At 64.9% G+C, this 17,057-nt stretch carries 18 protein-coding genes; 13 read left to right on the forward strand and 5 right to left on the reverse strand.

The features are described from left to right. Positions 1-74: 74 nt before the first annotated feature. Both ACOOHB_RS09650 and ACOOHB_RS09655 read right to left on the reverse strand, forming a co-directional pair. Positions 75-962: a hypothetical protein gene (locus ACOOHB_RS09650; protein ID WP_420444571.1), complete on the reverse strand. Its 888-nt coding sequence runs from the start codon at positions 960-962 to the stop codon at positions 75-77. A gap of 423 nt (positions 963-1,385) precedes the next feature. Continuing rightward, on the reverse strand, positions 1,386-1,676 hold the full coding sequence (locus ACOOHB_RS09655) for a hypothetical protein (protein WP_420444572.1): 291 nt from the start codon (positions 1,674-1,676) through the stop codon (positions 1,386-1,388). A gap of 92 nt (positions 1,677-1,768) precedes the next feature. Between ACOOHB_RS09655 and ACOOHB_RS09660 the strand changes: the two genes are divergently transcribed. Continuing rightward, a complete protein-coding gene (locus tag ACOOHB_RS09660) occupies positions 1,769-3,052 on the forward strand; it encodes an acyl-CoA dehydrogenase family protein (RefSeq protein WP_420444573.1) in 1,284 nt (427 codons plus the stop codon). A 385-nt stretch (positions 3,053-3,437) separates the two neighbouring features. After that, a complete protein-coding gene (locus tag ACOOHB_RS09665) occupies positions 3,438-5,798 on the forward strand; it encodes a fibronectin type III domain-containing protein (protein WP_420444574.1) in 2,361 nt (786 codons plus the stop codon). On the opposite strand, the gene ACOOHB_RS09670 is transcribed toward ACOOHB_RS09665, so the two are convergent. Then, positions 5,751-6,104 (reverse strand): DUF2442 domain-containing protein, encoded by a 354-nt coding sequence (locus ACOOHB_RS09670; protein WP_420444575.1) that lies wholly within the window; start codon positions 6,102-6,104, stop codon positions 5,751-5,753. The genes ACOOHB_RS09665 and ACOOHB_RS09670 overlap by 48 nt on opposite strands. 189 nt (positions 6,105-6,293) lie before the next feature. After that, positions 6,294-7,526 carry a Fic family protein gene (locus ACOOHB_RS09675; protein ID WP_420444576.1) on the reverse strand — a complete coding sequence of 411 codons (1,233 nt, stop codon included), beginning with the start codon at positions 7,524-7,526 and terminating at the stop codon, positions 6,294-6,296. Between the two features lie 605 nt (positions 7,527-8,131). Here ACOOHB_RS09675 and ACOOHB_RS09680 point away from each other — a divergent pair. Both ACOOHB_RS09680 and ACOOHB_RS09685 read left to right on the forward strand, forming a co-directional pair. Continuing rightward, positions 8,132-9,352 (forward strand): fibronectin type III domain-containing protein, encoded by a 1,221-nt coding sequence (locus ACOOHB_RS09680; RefSeq protein ID WP_420444577.1) that lies wholly within the window; start codon positions 8,132-8,134, stop codon positions 9,350-9,352. Positions 9,353-9,618: 266 nt separating this feature from the next. Further along, positions 9,619-11,367, forward strand: a complete 1,749-nt coding sequence (locus ACOOHB_RS09685; protein WP_420444578.1) for a replication-relaxation family protein — start codon at positions 9,619-9,621, stop codon at positions 11,365-11,367. Positions 11,368-11,408: 41 nt separating this feature from the next. On the opposite strand, the gene ACOOHB_RS09690 is transcribed toward ACOOHB_RS09685, so the two are convergent. Then, positions 11,409-11,729 (reverse strand): hypothetical protein, encoded by a 321-nt coding sequence (locus ACOOHB_RS09690; protein ID WP_420444579.1) that lies wholly within the window; start codon positions 11,727-11,729, stop codon positions 11,409-11,411. Positions 11,730-11,845: 116 nt separating this feature from the next. On the opposite strand from ACOOHB_RS09690, the gene ACOOHB_RS09695 reads away from it, so the two are divergent. From ACOOHB_RS09695 to ACOOHB_RS09735, 9 genes are all read left to right on the forward strand, one after another. After that, entirely contained in the window at positions 11,846-11,986 is a 141-nt protein-coding gene (locus tag ACOOHB_RS09695; protein ID WP_420444580.1) for a hypothetical protein, read from the forward strand. Positions 11,987-12,048: 62 nt separating this feature from the next. Next, positions 12,049-12,270, forward strand: coding sequence for a YlcI/YnfO family protein (locus ACOOHB_RS09700; protein ID WP_420444581.1), 222 nt, complete (start codon positions 12,049-12,051; stop codon positions 12,268-12,270). Continuing rightward, positions 12,248-12,508 (forward strand): type II toxin-antitoxin system RelE family toxin, encoded by a 261-nt coding sequence (locus ACOOHB_RS09705; protein WP_420444582.1) that lies wholly within the window; start codon positions 12,248-12,250, stop codon positions 12,506-12,508. Before ACOOHB_RS09700 ends, ACOOHB_RS09705 begins: the two co-directional genes overlap by 23 nt. A gap of 142 nt (positions 12,509-12,650) precedes the next feature. Next, positions 12,651-12,914, forward strand: coding sequence for a type II toxin-antitoxin system Phd/YefM family antitoxin (locus ACOOHB_RS09710; protein ID WP_420444583.1), 264 nt, complete (start codon positions 12,651-12,653; stop codon positions 12,912-12,914). A 3-nt stretch (positions 12,915-12,917) separates the two neighbouring features. Then, positions 12,918-13,364 carry a type II toxin-antitoxin system VapC family toxin gene (locus ACOOHB_RS09715; RefSeq protein WP_420444584.1) on the forward strand — a complete coding sequence of 149 codons (447 nt, stop codon included), beginning with the start codon at positions 12,918-12,920 and terminating at the stop codon, positions 13,362-13,364. 58 nt (positions 13,365-13,422) lie between these two features. Further along, a complete protein-coding gene (locus ACOOHB_RS09720; protein ID WP_420444585.1) occupies positions 13,423-13,668 on the forward strand; it encodes a ribbon-helix-helix protein, CopG family in 246 nt (81 codons plus the stop codon). Next, complete coding sequence (locus ACOOHB_RS09725) at positions 13,662-13,985, forward strand: type II toxin-antitoxin system PemK/MazF family toxin (protein WP_420444586.1); 324 nt, start codon at positions 13,662-13,664, stop codon at positions 13,983-13,985. The genes ACOOHB_RS09720 and ACOOHB_RS09725 overlap by 7 nt, the downstream gene beginning before the upstream one ends. Beyond that, positions 13,985-16,054: a RecQ family ATP-dependent DNA helicase gene (locus ACOOHB_RS09730; RefSeq protein WP_420444587.1), complete on the forward strand. Its 2,070-nt coding sequence runs from the start codon at positions 13,985-13,987 to the stop codon at positions 16,052-16,054. The genes ACOOHB_RS09725 and ACOOHB_RS09730 overlap by 1 nt, the downstream gene beginning before the upstream one ends. Further along, positions 16,051-17,034: a DNA-processing protein DprA gene (locus ACOOHB_RS09735; RefSeq protein ID WP_420444588.1), complete on the forward strand. Its 984-nt coding sequence runs from the start codon at positions 16,051-16,053 to the stop codon at positions 17,032-17,034. Before ACOOHB_RS09730 ends, ACOOHB_RS09735 begins: the two co-directional genes overlap by 4 nt. The last annotated feature ends 23 nt before the right edge of the window (positions 17,035-17,057 follow it).

The following is a 17,057-nucleotide window of genomic DNA, read 5'->3' on the forward strand; positions in this document are numbered from 1 at the left end:
CCGTCACCGGTTGCAGGGTTCGGTGGCCTGGTCGGCTGGCCCCCCAGGAGTGGTCAATCGTTGTCGCAGCGCGGTCACTGCGTGCTCAGCTCTGAGGCCCAGTTGGGAACGGCCAGCTCGACGCCGGGCATGGCGACCAGCGCATTCGCGAGATCAAGCGATGCGAACCCTGGCTCGGTCTCGATGAAGTAGCCGTTGGGGAGGTAGTCCAGTTCGGCGGCCAGATCAGGGTCGATGCTGTTGCGCTCGAAGAATGCTGCGACGTCATCGGCATTCCAAGCAGGGTCGAGGCTGATCAGCACGCCCCCGGGCAGCATCATCAACTGACCCGAGTCGGATCTGAAGACCGGATAGCTCTTGGCCTTGGGGTCCTGCTCGCTTGCCGTGCCACGGGAAGCGATCTCGGAATCGACGCGAATGATGACGCCGAGACTCGACTGGACCACCACATCGCCTTGGGGCACGCCGTCAGCGGAGGCGCGGACCTCCAAGGAGGGATCGAGCCAGACGTCCAGCGTTCGTTCGCCGTCCTGCCAGGTGTCGGGCTCGGCTTCGGCGGGGATGGACCACTCGGGGATCGAACGCGTGCTCTGCCCATCGAGCTGGCCCGGCTGCTGAGCCTGCTCTCGTTGCTGTGGCTGCTCCTGATCTTGGCCCCATGTCGCTTGCGGCGATCGTGCGGACGCTGTTAGCGGTGCAGCTCGACCGTGCGGTGGCTGCACATTCTCACTTGTTGTTGAGAATGCGTCTGCTGCGGTGACGGTGCGAGCGGCTGCATCGCCGCGGCTGCTCGACGCCGCCGCGACGACTACCCCGGAATCTGCGGCACTGTGCGCAGCGCGCTCAGCGTCGCCGCAAGCGGCAGCCGAGCTGGCAGCCAGAACCAGCACGGTCGCGAGTGCGCCCGCCGCAAAGCGATTCGTGCCGAGACTCGGCGTAGTGCCGCCCGTGCGCTTTCCCATGGCCGCAGCGGGGCGATGTCGGGCGGGCGGGCGTTCAACCTGCAAGTGCGGCTCGAGACGCTCGCCGAGCGTGTCCGGCAGATGGCACGATCGTTCGGGTCGCCGTCGGTGACGCCTCCACCATCAACCTCCTGCGCCTCAGCAGCACAGGCACACCCGCCTGCCCACTGTGGATTGCCGCATTCGCCTATGGGCTATGCCGACATGAAACACATTGGCTATTTCAATGAAGAAGTCTAATTGGCGAGTGGTGGCACTCCCCCCGTGGGCTTGTCAGGCGGTGAAGTCGGAGGGAAGAGCCTCTTGCAGAGAACTACGAGGGAACCAAGGCCATGAATCGCCTTTGGACAGCATCTTGTACCTGGCCACGATGTACACGACTGCTGCGAGCTAGCGACTGTGCTTGTCGCTACCGCTAGCGAGCTAGCGGTAGTGGGCAAACAGCTCTTCGATGAGTTCGGTGATGCCGTCTGAGGTGTGGCCCCGCGAGATGTCGATCGTGGCCACGTTGCCGTAGACGTGTACGTGGTCGACGCCACCGCGCTGGAACAGGCGCCACGCCAGCAGGTCGGCCGGATCCTCGGCGCTGGCCGCATCGTCGGCGCTGTTGTAGTAGCGGTGGCCCGCCCCTGTCAGCGGACGGTTGGTCTCGAAACGCACCGTGCCCGGACGTGCGGTGGACGGTCGCTCTGCTACTCGAACGGGCTGGCCCATGGCCGATGAGCGTAGCGAGACAAACCACTAGCTTGGGGCTGCTCGCAAGCCGGACTTCCCCCGCAATCCTTCCTACGAAACAGGAGCCCGACATGGCCGCTGCCGACACCGCCGAGATCACCGAGATCACCGAGGAACAGTTCACCGACGAGGCAACAGCGTTCCTCGAGGCCAATGCCAAGCGCAAGGCCGAACGGCGCGAGTTCCTCTGGGGCGAGGGGCCCGACAATGCGGCACTCTTCGAAGAGATCGACCGCGAGCGCGAGGAGCAGGAACTTGACGAGGCCAAGGCGTGGCGAGCCACCAAGTACGACGCCGGCTACGGCTGGATCGGCGGGCCGGTCGAGCTGGGCGGCAGCGCCCTGCCCCGCAAGTACGAGCGCATCTGGAACCAGCTCGAGGGCCAGTTCGACACGCCCGACGGCGGATTCTTCGGCATCGGCCTGGGCATGGTGGCCCCCACGATCCTGACGCACGCCAATCCTGAGCTGTCTGCTGAGGTGCTGCCCAAGATGTTCCGAGCCGACATCGTGGGCTGCCAGTTGTTCTCCGAGCCGGGTGCGGGATCCGACCTGGCCAGCCTGCAGATGCGGGCCGACCGCGACGGCGAGGAATGGATCCTCAACGGCCAGAAGGTCTGGACCTCGGGCGCGCACTATTCCGAGATCGGCGAGGTGATCGCCCGTTCCGACTTCGATCTGCCCAAGCACCAGGGCCTGACCGGGTTCATCGTGGACATGAACGCACCCGGCGTGGACGTGCGGCCGCTGCGGCAGATGACCGGCGGGGCGAACTTCAACGAGGTGTACTTCACCGACGTCCGCGTGCCCGACTCGCACCGCCTCGGCGACGTGAACCAGGGCTGGGGTGTGGCGCTGACGACGCTCATGAACGAACGCGCGGCGATCGGCGGAGGGTCCGGCGGCGGCGGCAGCTTCACCAAGCTGGCAGCCATGGCGACCCACTACGGCGTGAACGGTGACGCCTTGACCCGCCAAAGGCTCGCCGAGATCTACACCCACGGCAAGGTGCTGGGCTGGTCGAACCAGCGCACGATGGATGCGCTGCGGGCTGGTCGCACGCCCGGGCCAGAGATGTCGCTGTCGAAGATGGGGCTGATCCGCCAGATGAACGCCACCTGCAACTTCGTCAGCAACACGTTGGGGGAAAAGCTGGCGGTCAATACCGGCGAGTGGGGAACCTTTTCGTGGGCCGGCTACGTGCTGGGCTTCCCGGCCATGCGCATCGCCGGCGGCTCAGACGAAGTGATGCGCAACATCGTCGGCGAGCGCGTGCTGGGGCTGCCCAAGGAGCCCGGCATCGACACCACCAGCCCGTTCCGTGATCTGAGGGTCGGCACCCAGCGCGTCGAATAGTCAGCACGGCCGCCGCTAACAGCGGCACTCCTTCGATTTCCTCACCGCCCAGGAAGGCTGTCTGAGCGGTTCTCTCTCGGCGTCGCCGAGTTGTGCCCATCGTGCGAGGTCACAGCGCTCTTGGGTGTGCTCCCCGACGCGCGTTGGTGAACCGAGCATCTGCGGCCTGCATATGTGACTCAAATGCATGTTTACATGCGCTATCGTCCACACGTTATTCAGTCAATGTCAGTTCGGGTCGTCGGCGTGGTGCTGTGCGGCAGCGAGCTGTTGTGGGCCTGCAGCAGGCCCCAAAGCCCTCTAGGAGTGAAGCCCGTGGCCTCTGACGCACTGCGTTTCCATACCCCCCCCCTGCGGAATAGGGCCCCGCAGGCGCAGATGGTCTGTGCCCGCAGCGCTGGTGGCGATGGCGCTCGCAGCAGCAGTCTTGTCTCCTGCTGTGGGGGCGTCTGCTAGCTCGCTGCATCCCAAGGGGCTGTCCGCGTCGCTGGTGGACGGGACGGTCACTTTGAGCTGGACCGCGCCCATCGACGACGCCGGCTCGGTGACGGGCTATCAGGTGCTGCGTCGCCGTCCCGGGGTGGACGCGGTCGGGACGTTCCATGTTGTCGCCGAGGACACCGCCAGCGCCGAGACCTCTTTTGTTGACCGCTGCGCGGACCAGGCCAACACCAAATACACCTATCGAGTCAAAGCGCGCCGCGGCGACCAGCTCAGCCGCTGGGGGAACTACTCACGCGTCGACCTGGCCGCCGACTACGTGTCGGCTGACCCGCAGACCGGCTGTGATCCCGACACCGGCGCACCCCCCACCGACCCCGACCCAGGCAACAGCGACGACGGCGGGAACGGCGACGGCGATCCCGACGGCGGCGAGGGTGTTGTTGCTGATTCGGCGGTGTCGGTCAAGTCGGACGCGAACGACCAGCAGAACAACAAGCAGATCGTGCCCACGCCCGATGAGGACGAGGGCGAAAGCGTCGTGCCGCGGTCCTCGCTCCAGAACACCGACTCGGCCCAGTTCCAGGACCGCTCCGAACTGTCGGGCCTGCCCGCCAGCCACCCCAACACGCTCGGCTTCGACCCCGGCGCTCCCCCTGCGTTCGCCCGTGCCGAACAGGTCGCCGGCCATGACGCTTCGGGCTTCGCGCCCCGCAACGTCACCGCGGAGCTGACCGATGACGGCATCTTGATCAGCTGGCAACGGCCGGAGCGCCCGGAGTGGCGGGCATGCGCCGGCTACGACATCGAGCGGGTGCCCGGCACCCGCAGCTTGAACAAGGTCAACCACCCCAGCGGTTACAGCACTTGGGAGGTGACAGAGACCGGCGCCTACTACAAGTACACCTGCGTCGACCGGCGCGCCATAGCCGGCTTTGAGATCTACCGCACCTCGTTCGGGCACGTGTACCGCGACGGCAGCATCGTCAACCTGTCGGACAGCCAGCCCTACCTGGTCGGCACCGTCATTGGACGGGAGGGCATCTTCAGCTTCACCGACACCAGCCGTGATGCGCTGGTCGGCCCGCGTCGGCACATTTACCAGATGCGCACCCTGTACGACGCCAATGAGAATCTCTTCGCCAACGACCGCGATTTCGGCAGCCGGCTGAGCGAGGGCGTGCATGTCTTTCGCGAGCGCGACGCTGCGCGGCCCGATGCGCGCTCCCCGCAGAACCTGACGGTGTCGATCCCCACTAAGCAAGCCGTCCACGACGGCACCACCCTGGGCATCGAGCTGGACTGGGACCCGCCCACACAGGATGGTTCCTCTTCCTCGATCACCGGCTATGTGATCCAGCGGCGTCTTGTCACACAGAGCGACCGTGCGCTGCCGTTCGCGGACATCCACACCATCACCGGCACTAACGCCAGGAACGTCACCTCGTGGGCCGACACCGGCGACGACGTCACCACGACCGTGCGCACGTTGGTTTACGACAACGCCGGCGACTCTGTGCGCACCGACACATACGGCGAGATCGCGCCGCTCACGCAGTTCTCCTACCGGGTGATCGCGGTGCGCGGCACCGGCCGCAGCAACCCCTCCGCCGCGGCATCCACCGATTCGGAGCGCCAACTCCCCGCAGCAGGCCTGCTCACCGTCACCGACAAATGGCGCACCGGCGCCACCATCCGGGTCAACATGACCGGCACCGGGCTGTCCGACCACGCCAAGTACCACCTCGCCCTGGCCGCACCGAACCAGCACAAAGAGAACCGGCTCCTCCACGTCGGCATCGGCGCCACAGGCTGGGGACACAACACCTGCATCGGCAACCCCGGCAGCCGAGACCTCTCACCGAAAGCATTGGAGGCCTTGGGGTTCTTCCCCAACGCCGACATCGCGACAACCCAGCAAATCGCGAACGCACGCCAGACGATCGACGACTGGCTCGCCGCCGACATCAAACGACAGCTCGCCGACTACGTCAGCAGCGGTCCGGTCAAGCCCGATAGCGCCCAGTACAACCTGTACGGCGCCCAATTCGCCCGGCTGTTCGGCAGCGAGGGATGCATGCACACCGACGACGCGTACGTCACCGTCAGCGGCCTGACTCCCGGCACCGCCTACACCGCCGAAGCCCTCTTCCGACTCATAAGCGAAGAGCAATACATCGGCGGCCAAGGCGCCGGCGTCAAACCCGAGAACTTCATCCCCACCTGGGACGGCGGCTTCTACCCCGGCGGCATCTGGTCACCCGCACACCTCGTCGGCACAGTCACCTTCACCACCGACCCATAACCGAACAATCGGCAACAGCCGAACCCTGCCCCGCAGGCCCGGCATGATCTCCTCAGGGGCGCAGCCAGTGACTTCCGCGTACAGGGCATCGGCGCACAGTTCCGCGTCGCCAGACCAGCGGATCGTGCGATGCGGCGAGATGGTCGCGGACTCGAACACCCCGCGCTGGTTCCAAATCTTGAAGACACCCCGACCGGCGCGCTCAGACAGGTCTATCTCGCCTTCGGCGCCGTCATCGAAACGGACCCACAGGCGGTAGCCGTTCCGAGCCTCAATCGCGACGGGATGCAGCTGCTCAGCCGACATCATGACTTCCCTTGAGAACCTCTGTCGATGAAATGCTGACACTCGCCTCGCTCACGCCAAATCCTAATGCGAGCACGCGAGGATGGGGACAGAACACCTGCATCGGCATGCACGCCGACGACGCGTACGTCATCGTTGGGGGGCCTGGCTACCGGCACTGCCGACACCGCTGAGGCCCTGTTCTTGGTTCTAGCGCGGTGGATAGCGGTGCTGGCCGATGTGGCCTTTGGGGAGCCGGCAGCGTTTGTTGGAGCGCGGGCCGAGGTAGCCGCATGCTGTGTGCGCAGGCGGTGTCTGCGGCGACGGCGACGGCGCGCTCAGTGCGGTGCCGCGGTGATGAGGCAGTCCGCCGTCCGGGGTCATGCGTCGCAGCATGCCGACCATGTCGGGGACTGTGTATCTCCGATTGCGGCGGCCACCTGTGGGACTGACAATGCCCGCTGCATCGAGAGATGTCAGTGCCGCCCGCGCGGCCCTTTCAGTCATGCCCAGCCTCTGGGAGGCCATTCGGGCATCGAGCACCGGCATCGACGGGAGCGCCTCTAGGAGTATCGCCGCTGTGCTGTCGCGGCGGAAGGTCGCAGCCTGCTGCCATCTGGCGATCATGCCTTCGACGGTCTGTGTGACAGATGCCGCTTGCCGGTTGGCTTGTTCGCATGAGTTGCTGAACACTCTCAACCAGTCGTGTATGGCAAAGCTGCGGGCTGCTGTGTCATGGGATTCGCATACGACCCGTGTCGCGTTGAGCGCGTCGTAGTAACCGGAGCGGTCATGGCTCAGCGCAGCGCTGATCGGAACCGCTGCGCGTGTCACGCCAGCAGCGACCAAGACGGTGTGGACGAGAGCACGACCCGTTCGGCCGTTGCCGTCTTCGAAGGGATGGATCGTCTCGAACTGGGCATGAATGACCGCCGCCCGCAACACCGCTGGGTGGTCGCTGGTGTTGAGATAATCAACAAGATCGCTCATGAGCTCGGGCACATGCTCGGCAGGCGCCGGCACAAACGACGCATCGTCCACAAGGCACCCAGGAGGTCCGATCCATATCGGTTCGTCGCGAAAGACCCCTCCGACGTCGTGTTCGCGTGTCTCGGCGAAGAGACACCCGTGAACATCAACGATGTCCTCCAGCGTGGACATGCTTCCAGCACGCATCTTCTGCCCGAGTTCCACTGCCGCTGCTACCTGTTTTGCCGCACCGAGCGTGAGCGCATCGTTCTCATCGTCCACAGGCCTGCCGGCCCGACTCAGATAGAGCGCCCACTCGAGGCCTGGCTCCGTGGCCGCGACGCCCTCCATGACGCTCGAGCGGATGCTCTCGTCGCGAGCCATCATCCAGTCTGCAAGCGTGCCGCCCAGAGTCGTATGAGGCAGTGCCGCGGTCGCAACGAGCGCCCTGTCGGCGGCGGTGACTGCGTTCATGGAATCGACGCCTAGGCTGGGATCCCATCCTGCTAACGGGTGCGGTACGAAGGCGCGATATGCCCTTCGCCCGAAACCGGTCGGGCTAGCCAGCCACCCTTCGGCATCGACATATCTGCCCACCCGCCGATCATATCTGGTCGTATGAGCTACTCGACCGTTGCTGGCGACGCGAAAACGTTGCTATATGGCCGCATGGGCTATATGGGTACGCGCCTCGGCTGTTCATGTGGCCAGTCGACGCGAACAGCAACGAACTCTCGTACCACGCCAAATGCCACTTCGAGGAGGCATGCCTTGGAGGCGAATCAGGTGCTGGTCGGATTCGTCGGCGGCTGAGGCACCGCACAGCTGTCAACGAGGTGGGCCTTTCTTGTGTGCTCTGGATACATGCATGACACTCATGTGTAGTTGAGTGTTTGTGGATAAGTCGTGTAGGGTTCCGTGGGCAGCAATCAGTTCGGGTCCCCAGTGCTGTGCGGTCACGAGCCGCTTCGAGCCAGGGTCCCAAGGCCGTCTTGGAGTGAAGCCCGTGGCCTCTGACGCACTGCGTTTCCATACCCCCCCCCCCCCCCGGAATAGGGCCCCGCAGGCGCAGATGGTCTGTGCCCGCAGCGCTGGTGGCGATGGCGCTCGCAGCAGCAGTCTTGTCTCCTGCTGTGGGGGCGTCTGCTAGCTCGCTGCATCCCAAGGGGCTGTCCGCGTCGCTGGTGGACGGGACGGTCACTTTGAGCTGGACCGCGCCTGTCGACGACGCCGGCTCGGTGACGGGCTATCAGGTGCTGCGCCGCCGTCCCGGGGTGGACGCGGTCGGGACGTTCCATGTTGTCGCCGAGGACACCGCCAGCGCCGAGACCTCTTTTGTTGACCGCTGCGCGGACCAGGCCAACACCAAATACACCTACCGGGTCAAAGCGCGCCGCGGCGACCAGCTCAGCCGCTGGGGCAACTACTCACGCGTCGACCTCGCCGCCGACTACGTGTCCCCCGACCCGCAGACCGGCTGCGACCCCGACACCGGCGCACCCACCGACAACGACAACGGCGGTGACGGTGTCGGCGCCGAGGGTGTTACTGATTCGGCGGTGTCGGTCAAGTCGGACGCGAACGACCAGCAGAACAACAAGCAGATCGTGCCCACGCCCGATGAGGACGAGGGCGAAATCCTCGTGCCGCGGTCCTCGCTCCAGAACACCGACTCGGCCCAGTTCCAGGACCGCTCCGAACTGTCGGGCCTGCCGGCCAGCCACCCCAACGCGCTCGGCCGCGTTGGCCACGGGATCGAGTCCTCCACGTTCCTGGCGACGTTTACCTACAAGCACTTCTGGCCTCGCGACGTCACAGCGTCGTTGACTTCCGACGGCATCACGCTGACATGGAGAAACCCGAATCAGGGGGCCGCATGCGCCGAGTACGAACGGGTGCCCGGCACCCGCACCTTGAAAAAGGTCACCCACCCCAGCGGCTACAACACCTGGGAAGTGACAGAGACCGGCGGCGGCTTCAGATGCATCGACCGGCGCGAAATTCAAGGCTTTGAGATCTACCGCACCTCGTTCGGGCATGTGCACCGCGGCGGCGGCACCGTGGAGCTGCTCTCGGACAGCCAGCCCTACCTGATCGACACCGTCATCGCCGGCACCACAAGGTTCACCGACCGGAGCCACGACGCGCTGGTCGGACCGCGCCGACACAACTACCAAATACGCGCCCTGTACGCAACGGGCGGGAACATCGTCGGAGGTAACATCGTCATCGACCGCGACTTCGGCAGCCGACTGTCAGCGAGCTCCTGGGTCCACCGCGAACACGACGCCGCCCAATAGCTGACGAATCAGGGTCGTGGGTCAAGACCCCAAGCGATGGCTCCATAGAGCCACAAGCGGCACATAACGAGGCACTCATTCCAGACGTGCGAGATGCTCACGAACTCGTCGTCGTTTACCGGCTTCTCGCGGTCGGCTGACACTTAGCTTCCGAAAGCGGCGATTCAGACGATCCCGCGCCGCCGGACGCAAGTGGCTACGTGCTGATCGCGACAGCATCCCGCACGGCTCGGTGCTGTTGAGACGCACGGGCGCTCCGGCAATGCGTGACCGGTACGGACGAGGGGCAGCAGCGCCTGCTGAGGATCATCGGCCGGATGCCGCTCGCGAGCGCCGAGGATCTGGCACCGATGCTTGATGCAGCGGCGCCGCAACTCCGCCGACAGCTGGTCTCATTGCAGAACGCGGGCCTCGTTGCGTCATTTCGGCGCGGGATGAGCCAACGCCCGCAGGATCGCTGGTTCTTGACGAGCCAGTCGGTCCAAGTGCTGTTTGCGACCGACCACAAGCATCCCAGTCCGCGAGAAGCAGCTCGAGCTCGCGGCCGGGCTGGCCGAGGTTCGGCCGCGAATGCACACGATGGCCCGGCGGAACCTCTCATACCCGATCATGAGCACCTGCCACATCTCGAGGAGCCGCTCTTCTCGCCGTTCGTCCCCACAGCAGTCGGCGGTGACGTTCCGGCTGCATTCCATGAGCATCCGCCGTGGACGGCGACTGCACGTGGCATCCGAACATGCCTGCGACGTCTGCCGATGCTCGAAGCGTTGTACCCGATCGCGCCGGACCTGATGCGCAGCGGTGCCATCGCCTGGCCTTCCGACGGCGTACCAGCGGATGCCGAGACGCACATGACCGACTTCCGGCTGTTGCGAAACGGCGGCTTCTACCATGCGATCGCCCGCTACGGCGATCCGATCTGGGTGACCTTCACCTATGTGGGCTTGCATGCAACGGAGCGAATACTGAGACGCAAGCAGCAGCACCGCTTCTGGGGACTCGATTGCTACGTCGCTGACCAAGACCGCTATTTCCGAATCGAAAACCGGGTCTTCTACGAAGATCCAGAACAAACGGTCGAGCCGGCGGCACAGGTCATTGTCGCCGCTGATGGGTGGGCAGCAGATCTGGCTCGCCGCACTCTCGATGAGACAGCACCCACCGTCGTCTACACCGTCGACGGGGCGTGGGGTGACTCCGTGGAGATACGACCATCTCGGGATCGAGTATCGGACCCAGCCGGACATCCTCAGCTCGGACAAGCAGAAGTCAACCGAGGCTGGCGGTCTGCCAACCGCGACCTAGAAGCAATCGACGGTGTGGACGCGTACCGGATCTTCACGACGATCGCACAATTTCCGGCAATGCGTGCGGCATGGATCACAGAGCTGGCCCGCGAGTCTTCCGATGTGGTCGCCAGGGTGCTCGCTCGATTCGCAGATCTTCAGCTTGTCGCCGAAGACGACGGGCGGTTCTATCTCGCTGAGCGGGGCATGCTGCGTGCGGCAAACCTGAGCCGCGTGTTGTCATCGGTGATTCACAGCCGTCATGCATCTCTGCTCGAAGCTGGACATCGACAGCGTGAGTCGATGCATAACGACGGGATGAATCAGCTTGTCGTGCAGTTCACACGCGAAGGGGTCGAAGCTTTCGGCGGATGGCGTGCCGAGGTCAATCTGCCTGACATCACGCAGGTCAAACCAGACTTTGTCATCTTGGTCAGCGAGGGTCCCTTCGGCACAGGGGCCTACTGCGTCGAATACGAGCGCACGGCTGTCTCGCTGACCGAGGTGCATCGAAAGCTGGGTCCATATCGCAAGTGTGCGTGGCAGGGGCAACCGCTTCCGGCGCTGGTGATCTGCGAGACGGAGAGGGCCGTCGGCAACTTCCAGAACACCATCTCCGGCCTGCCGCTGCTCGCGACCCATCTGGAGGCGGTGATGGCAGGACGATTGACCGGCGACGCCACGGTGTGGACACACAAGGGCGAGACGGTGTCGCTGCACTGCCGCTGACAGATCAACGCTGGCGCATGATGCGGCTCAGCCGACAAGCATCAGCGCTTCGGCGAGCGGGGTTCGCCGTCGATCATCGGCGGGCGGTCCACGGTGAGCTCGCGCACCATGGCGGCGACCCGCCGGATACCGGCGCTGACCGAGGCATCGGACGGTCGGGGCGGGGGCGTGCCGTCGATGACTTCGATCTGCATTGCAGGCACACAGTGGGGATCGGTGGCCGCGTGCGTGATGTCCTCGAAGTAAACGGTGTCGGGGTTGTCGCCCAGCAGTTTTCGACTCGGCGTTAGCAAGCGCTGGAACCGGGGGGCGGATGGGTCGCGTTCGAACAGCCCGACCAGCCCCCACTGCAGGTAGTGCATGAGGGCGCGGTGCGCCTCGACCGCGTCGTCGGCGGTATGCAGGTTCCACTCGGGCGAGATCCAGCGCTCGTCGGCTTCACGCAGCGTGTCGATGAGCTCTGCGAGGGCTGTTCGGGATGCGGCAAGCCCATTTGTTCGAGGGCAGGACCGAGGGCAGCCAGCGGGTCGGTGACGAGCTGGGTGTAGTTGACGTCGACGAAGCGATCGTCGGGCACCGCGCCGGATTGACGCAGAGCTACGCCCTCGACATTGGTTGAATGTCAGATGAAGTCGATGACTGTATAGTCCGTGAAGCAGCCTTGCTGCTTGGGAGAAGGACATGAGCCAGATCACCGCCCGAGTACCTGACGAACTGGTAGCAGCGTTGGATTCCGCCGCGGCTCAGCTCAAGCGCAGTCGTGCCGAAGTCGTTCGACACGCGCTGGAGCGCTACCTGGAGGACTTCGACGACCTCGACATCGCACTGCAGCGCCTGCGCGACCCGTCCGATCCGGTGATCGATTGGGACCAAGCCAAGCGTGCACTACTCGATTCGGATTAAGCGCAGCGCCGAGCGAGAACTCGCCGGTATTCCTCGCCCGCAACGCCAGCGCATCGTCGCTGCAATCGACCTGCTCGCCACGCAGCCGCTTGCTGGCAGCCCTCTCAAGGGTGGTCTGCGGGGTCTGCGCCGGATCCGCGTCGGCGATCACCGGGTGGTGTACGAGTTGCTCGACGCAGAACTCGTTGTGCTCGTCGTACGTGTCGCCCACCGACGAGAGGCGTACCGCCGCAGGTAGGCGGCGATCCACTCGTCGCGGCGGCTGCGCAGCGTCGTGTCGGACACCTCGCCGTCCACCTGGTCGCCCATCCGCGCGGCCTCTTATGTACAATTCAGAAAATTCTTTTTGTACATTTCGATTCCGCTGGTACGATCTGAATATGAACGTTGCAGCCACGGAATTCCGAGCCAGGTTGCGTCACTGGCTGGACTGCGCCCGCTCTGGCGAAGAGGTGGTCATCACCGAACGTGGCGTTCCTGTCGCAAGGCTCTCGGGTATCGACTCGGCTCCGACCATCGAGCGACTGACTGCGCACGGCGTGATCTCGCGACCCGTGCGAGGCGACCGACCCAAGGCGACAGGACAACGGCGTCCTCGCCCGCGTTCGCCCTTGTCGGATCTGGTGAGCGATCAGCGCCGCTGAGCAGTGGCCATCGCGTACTTCGACGCCAGCGCTTTGGTGAAGCTGGTCGTCGACGAACCCGGCAGCGAGATCGCAGAGGCGATCTGGGACGGATGCGACGCAGCCGTGTCCAGCAGGCTGGCGTTCGCCGAAGTCTGTGCTGCGCTCGCCGCGGCTGGCCGGCGGGGCGACCTCGGCGAGTCAGAAGTCGTGGACTGCGGGCAGCGCTGGCAACAGATTTGGGCAAGCGTCCAACCAGTCGAGCTCAGCGAGGGCGTCGAACAGTCCGCTGGCCAGCTCGCGCAACGCCACAGGCTGCGCGGAGCCGACGCCGTCCATCTGGCGAGTGCGTTGGTGCTCGACACCGCCGACCTGGTGGTCGCGGTATGGGATCGCCGCCTCCACGACGGCGCAGTAGCCGAACATCTAGCCGTCGTGCCTGCCACCTTGCAACGGCCGGCGAACAACTGAGAGCCGCGAAGCCTGAGATCTGGTTCGCCTCCATCACCATATGACTTACCATATGACCATGGCTCGACGTGAAGTACTGGTTCAGCTCGACGACGAACTCATCGAACGACTTGCGGCGATCGCGACCGCTGAGGGAACGAACAGGTCTGCGTTACTTCGTCGCGGTGCACGAGCTGTGATCGAAGCCACCGATCTGGCCGACGCCGATGCAGTGCTCATCGCTGCGTATCGCCGCCAGCCGCAGGATCCGGCGTTCGTCGAGGCGGCAGCACGATTGGCGGCCGAGACAGCGCCGCCGTGGTAGCGCGCAACGAGATCTATTGGGGTGATCTCGGGGAGCCCGGCGGGCGACGACCCCTGTGCGTCCTGACGAGGGACGCGGCGGCTTCGGTGCTGACAGCAATCACTTGCGCTCCCGTCACGCGCACGATGCGCGGCATCCGCTCGGAGGTGGAGATCGGCGTTAACGAGGGACTGCCAGCGACGTGCGTCATCAGCTGCGACAACATCGTCACCGTGCCGATTGCCCGGCTGGATGCCGAACCAATGGGCCGGCTCGATGCTCTCAAACGGGCACAACTCGACCAAGCACTTCGCTACGCACTGGACATCGTCTACTGATGAGCCCCGTCCCGGAAACCGAAGATGCGCTCGGCCTGCTTCGCAAGCTGACCGGAGACCCACAGGCCGAATTCCGCGATGGACAGCTCGGCGTTATCCGTGGCCTGGTCGCGGAGCAGGCGCGAGTACTTCTGGTGCAGCGAACCGGCTGGGGCAAGAGTGCGGTCTACTTCATCGCCACCCGGCTGATGCGCAGCGCAGGCTCCGGCCCGACGCTGCTGGTATCGCCGCTGCTCGCATTGATGCGCAATCAGATCGAGGCGGCAGAACGTCTCGGCGTACGCGCCGTCACCATCAACAGTTCCAACCGCGATGAATGGGAAGAGGTCATCGCACAGATCGAAGCCGACGAAGCCGATGTCGTGCTGATCTCACCCGAACGGCTGGCGAACCGCGAATTTCGCAGCGAGGTGCTTCCGGTCATAGCTGCGCGATGCGGTCTGCTGGTCGTCGATGAGGCCCATTGCATCTCCGACTGGGGCCACGACTTCCGGCCGGACTACCGACGGCTCGTTCGCGTGCTCGATCTGCTGCCACCACAGATACCGGTGCTGTGCTGCACCGCAACCGCCAACGACCGGGTCGTCGCCGATGTCATCACGCAACTCGGGTCCGAGTTCGAGACCGTGCGCGGGCCGCTCGGCAGGGACAGTCTGCGATTGCACGCCCTGACGATCCTGTCGCCACCGGAGCGTCTGACATGGCTGGCGGCGACGCTGGCGAAGCTGCCGGGCACCGGCATCGTGTACTGCTCCACCATTCGAGACACCGAACGAGTCGCGGGCTGGCTGGTCTGCGAAGGCATCGATGCTGTGGCCTACAGCGGTGGGACCGAATCGTCCCGGCGACCCGAGATCGAACAGGCACTGCTCGGGAATTCGGTCAAGGCTGTTGTCGCGACCTCCGCGTTGGGCATGGGCTTCGACAAGCCAGACCTGTCGTTCGTGATCCACTACCAGTCGCCGGGATCGCCGGTCGCCTACTACCAGCAGGTCGGACGGGCGGGCCGGGGAGTGCCGGAGTCGTGGGGCATCGTGTTGCGGGGCACCGAAGACGCCGACATTCAGAACTATTTCATCGAGACGTCGTTCCCCAACCCCCGGCTCGCTGAGCATGTCGTCGGACTGCTGGAAGAGCGCCACGAGCCGATGCGGCTCAACGAGTTGCTCCCGGAGGTGAACGTCGGCAACAAGCGTCTCGAGAATCTCCTGAAGAACCTGGAAGTGGATGGCGCCATCGAACGCGTCGGCAGCCGGTGGCAACGGTCGCTGCGACCTTGGAGCTTCGATCACGCCAAAGTTGAGGCAGTCACTGAGTTGCGCCGCGCCGAACTCGAACAGGTGCGCCAATACATCGACACCGACCAGTGTCGAATGCAGCTCCTGAGGCAGCATCTCGACGATCCGGTCAGCGAGCCGTGCGGCTCGTGCGACAACTGCACCGGCGACACCATGGCGCTGACGTTCGATCCGTCCGAGGTGCAGCGGGCAGTGGAGTTCTTGCGCAGCGAGGCCATGGTGATCGGGCCCCGTAAGCAGTGGGCGGCTGGCAAGTCGATCCCGGCCGAGCTTCGACTTGCAGACGGTCGAGCGCTTTCGCGATGGGGTGACGGCGGCTGGGGCAACCTGGTGCGCAAGGGCAAGCAGTCGGATGGCCGATTCGACGACCGCTTGGTGGACGCTGTCGCGGAACTCATCAGCGACAGGTGGCAGCCCGAACCCGCACTCACCTGGGTCACGTTCGTGCCATCGCGCCGTTACCCGACACTCGTTTCCGACTTCGCCACGCGGCTTGCGGACGCGCTCGGGCTGCCGTGTCACGATGCGGTCGTGCAGGTTCGCGACACGCAGCCACAGAAGTCGTTGCGGAACAGCCATCAGCAGTTCCGCAACGTTGACGGGGCGTTCAATATCAGCGGCCCGGTGCCCGAAGGCCCAGTGCTCCTGGTCGACGATGTGGTCGATTCCCGTTGGACGCTGACGGTCGTGGGAGCGCAGCTGCGAACCGCCGGAGCGGGTCGTGTGTTCCCGTTGGCTTTGTCCGAGACGTCCGAGAGGGCGGGAGGGTGAGGCGAGGAGACGACGCTCTGGCGACGATCTCTCTCGTCAGCCGGCTGTGTGCTGACCGAGTGCAGCCGCTGAAGGCATCGGAGTTCTGGAAGCTGTCAGCTCGCTTGGGCACCGGACCGAGTTGTCTGCTCGGAATGAGTGCCGACGATCTGGAAACGGTGCACGACTTCATAGGCGATTTCGCCCAACGCATTGGTGGTCTGATGGGCCGAGCCACGGCACTCGCGTTCGAGTTGGAGCGGCTAGAGCAGTCGGGTATCCGAACGCTCACCCCGTTCGACCAGCACTACCCGACACGCTGGCCCGAGCGCCTCGGGCCCAAGGCGCCGCCCTTGCTCTATGCGGCTGGTGCGATCGAACTGCTCGATATCGCAGGTCTCGGCGTGGTGGGCAGCCGCGACGTAAGTCCGACCGGCGCCGAGGTTGCCGTCGAGGCCGCCAAGTGCGCAGTAGTTCGCAAGGTTCCTCTCGTTTCGGGCGGGGCTCGAGGTGTCGATCAGCTCGCAATGAATGCGGCACTGGATTCGGGAGGCGCAGTTGTCGGTGTGCTGGTGGACTCGCTGTCACGCAAACTCCGCAACGCCGATGTCCGCGCAGCGATCCATGATGGACGAGCCGTCATGTGCGCGCCTTACAGCCCCGACGCCAGCTTCAGTGCCGGCAACGCAATGGGACGCAACAAGCTCATCTATGCGCAGTCCGCAATCACCTTCGTAGTGGCGAGCGACAAGGACAAGGGCGGCACATGGTCAGGCGCTACCGAGGCGCTCGACAACCAATTCGGGCGCGTCGCGGTCTGGCGTGGCCTGGGCGAAGGACCAGGCAACGCAGGTCTCGAACGACGCGGCGCGGTACCAGTCACCGAGATCGAACGGCTCGAACTACTGCTCGACGATGACGAATTCGATCCCAACATCCACGCCCCGTCTCTCGCTAGCCCCATGGAGCAAGGAACGCTCTTCGGCGCTGCACTCAGCTAGAGAACCGAAAGCGCAGGCTGCGA

The sequence above is a fragment of the Candidatus Poriferisodalis sp. genome (assembly GCF_965215815.1).
Taxonomy (GTDB): Bacteria; Actinomycetota; Acidimicrobiia; order Acidimicrobiales; family Poriferisodalaceae; genus Poriferisodalis.

Coding starts and splice junctions, on each gene's coding strand:
- ACOOHB_RS09730 (WP_420444587.1), top strand. CDS start 13,985: ATGAGCCCCGTCCCGGAAACCGAAGATGCGCTCGGCCTGCTTCGCAAG.
- ACOOHB_RS09695 (WP_420444580.1), top strand. CDS start 11,846: ATGCGGCAAGCCCATTTGTTCGAGGGCAGGACCGAGGGCAGCCAGCGG.
- ACOOHB_RS09650 (WP_420444571.1), bottom strand. CDS start 962: ATGGGAAAGCGCACGGGCGGCACTACGCCGAGTCTCGGCACGAATCGC.
- ACOOHB_RS09690 (WP_420444579.1), bottom strand. CDS start 11,729: ATGCACTACCTGCAGTGGGGGCTGGTCGGGCTGTTCGAACGCGACCCA.
- ACOOHB_RS09670 (WP_420444575.1), bottom strand. CDS start 6,104: ATGTCGGCTGAGCAGCTGCATCCCGTCGCGATTGAGGCTCGGAACGGC.
- ACOOHB_RS09675 (WP_420444576.1), bottom strand. CDS start 7,526: ATGAACGCAGTCACCGCCGCCGACAGGGCGCTCGTTGCGACCGCGGCA.
- ACOOHB_RS09720 (WP_420444585.1), top strand. CDS start 13,423: ATGGCTCGACGTGAAGTACTGGTTCAGCTCGACGACGAACTCATCGAA.
- ACOOHB_RS09660 (WP_420444573.1), top strand. CDS start 1,769: ATGGCCGCTGCCGACACCGCCGAGATCACCGAGATCACCGAGGAACAG.
- ACOOHB_RS09655 (WP_420444572.1), bottom strand. CDS start 1,676: ATGGGCCAGCCCGTTCGAGTAGCAGAGCGACCGTCCACCGCACGTCCG.
- ACOOHB_RS09700 (WP_420444581.1), top strand. CDS start 12,049: ATGAGCCAGATCACCGCCCGAGTACCTGACGAACTGGTAGCAGCGTTG.
- ACOOHB_RS09710 (WP_420444583.1), top strand. CDS start 12,651: ATGAACGTTGCAGCCACGGAATTCCGAGCCAGGTTGCGTCACTGGCTG.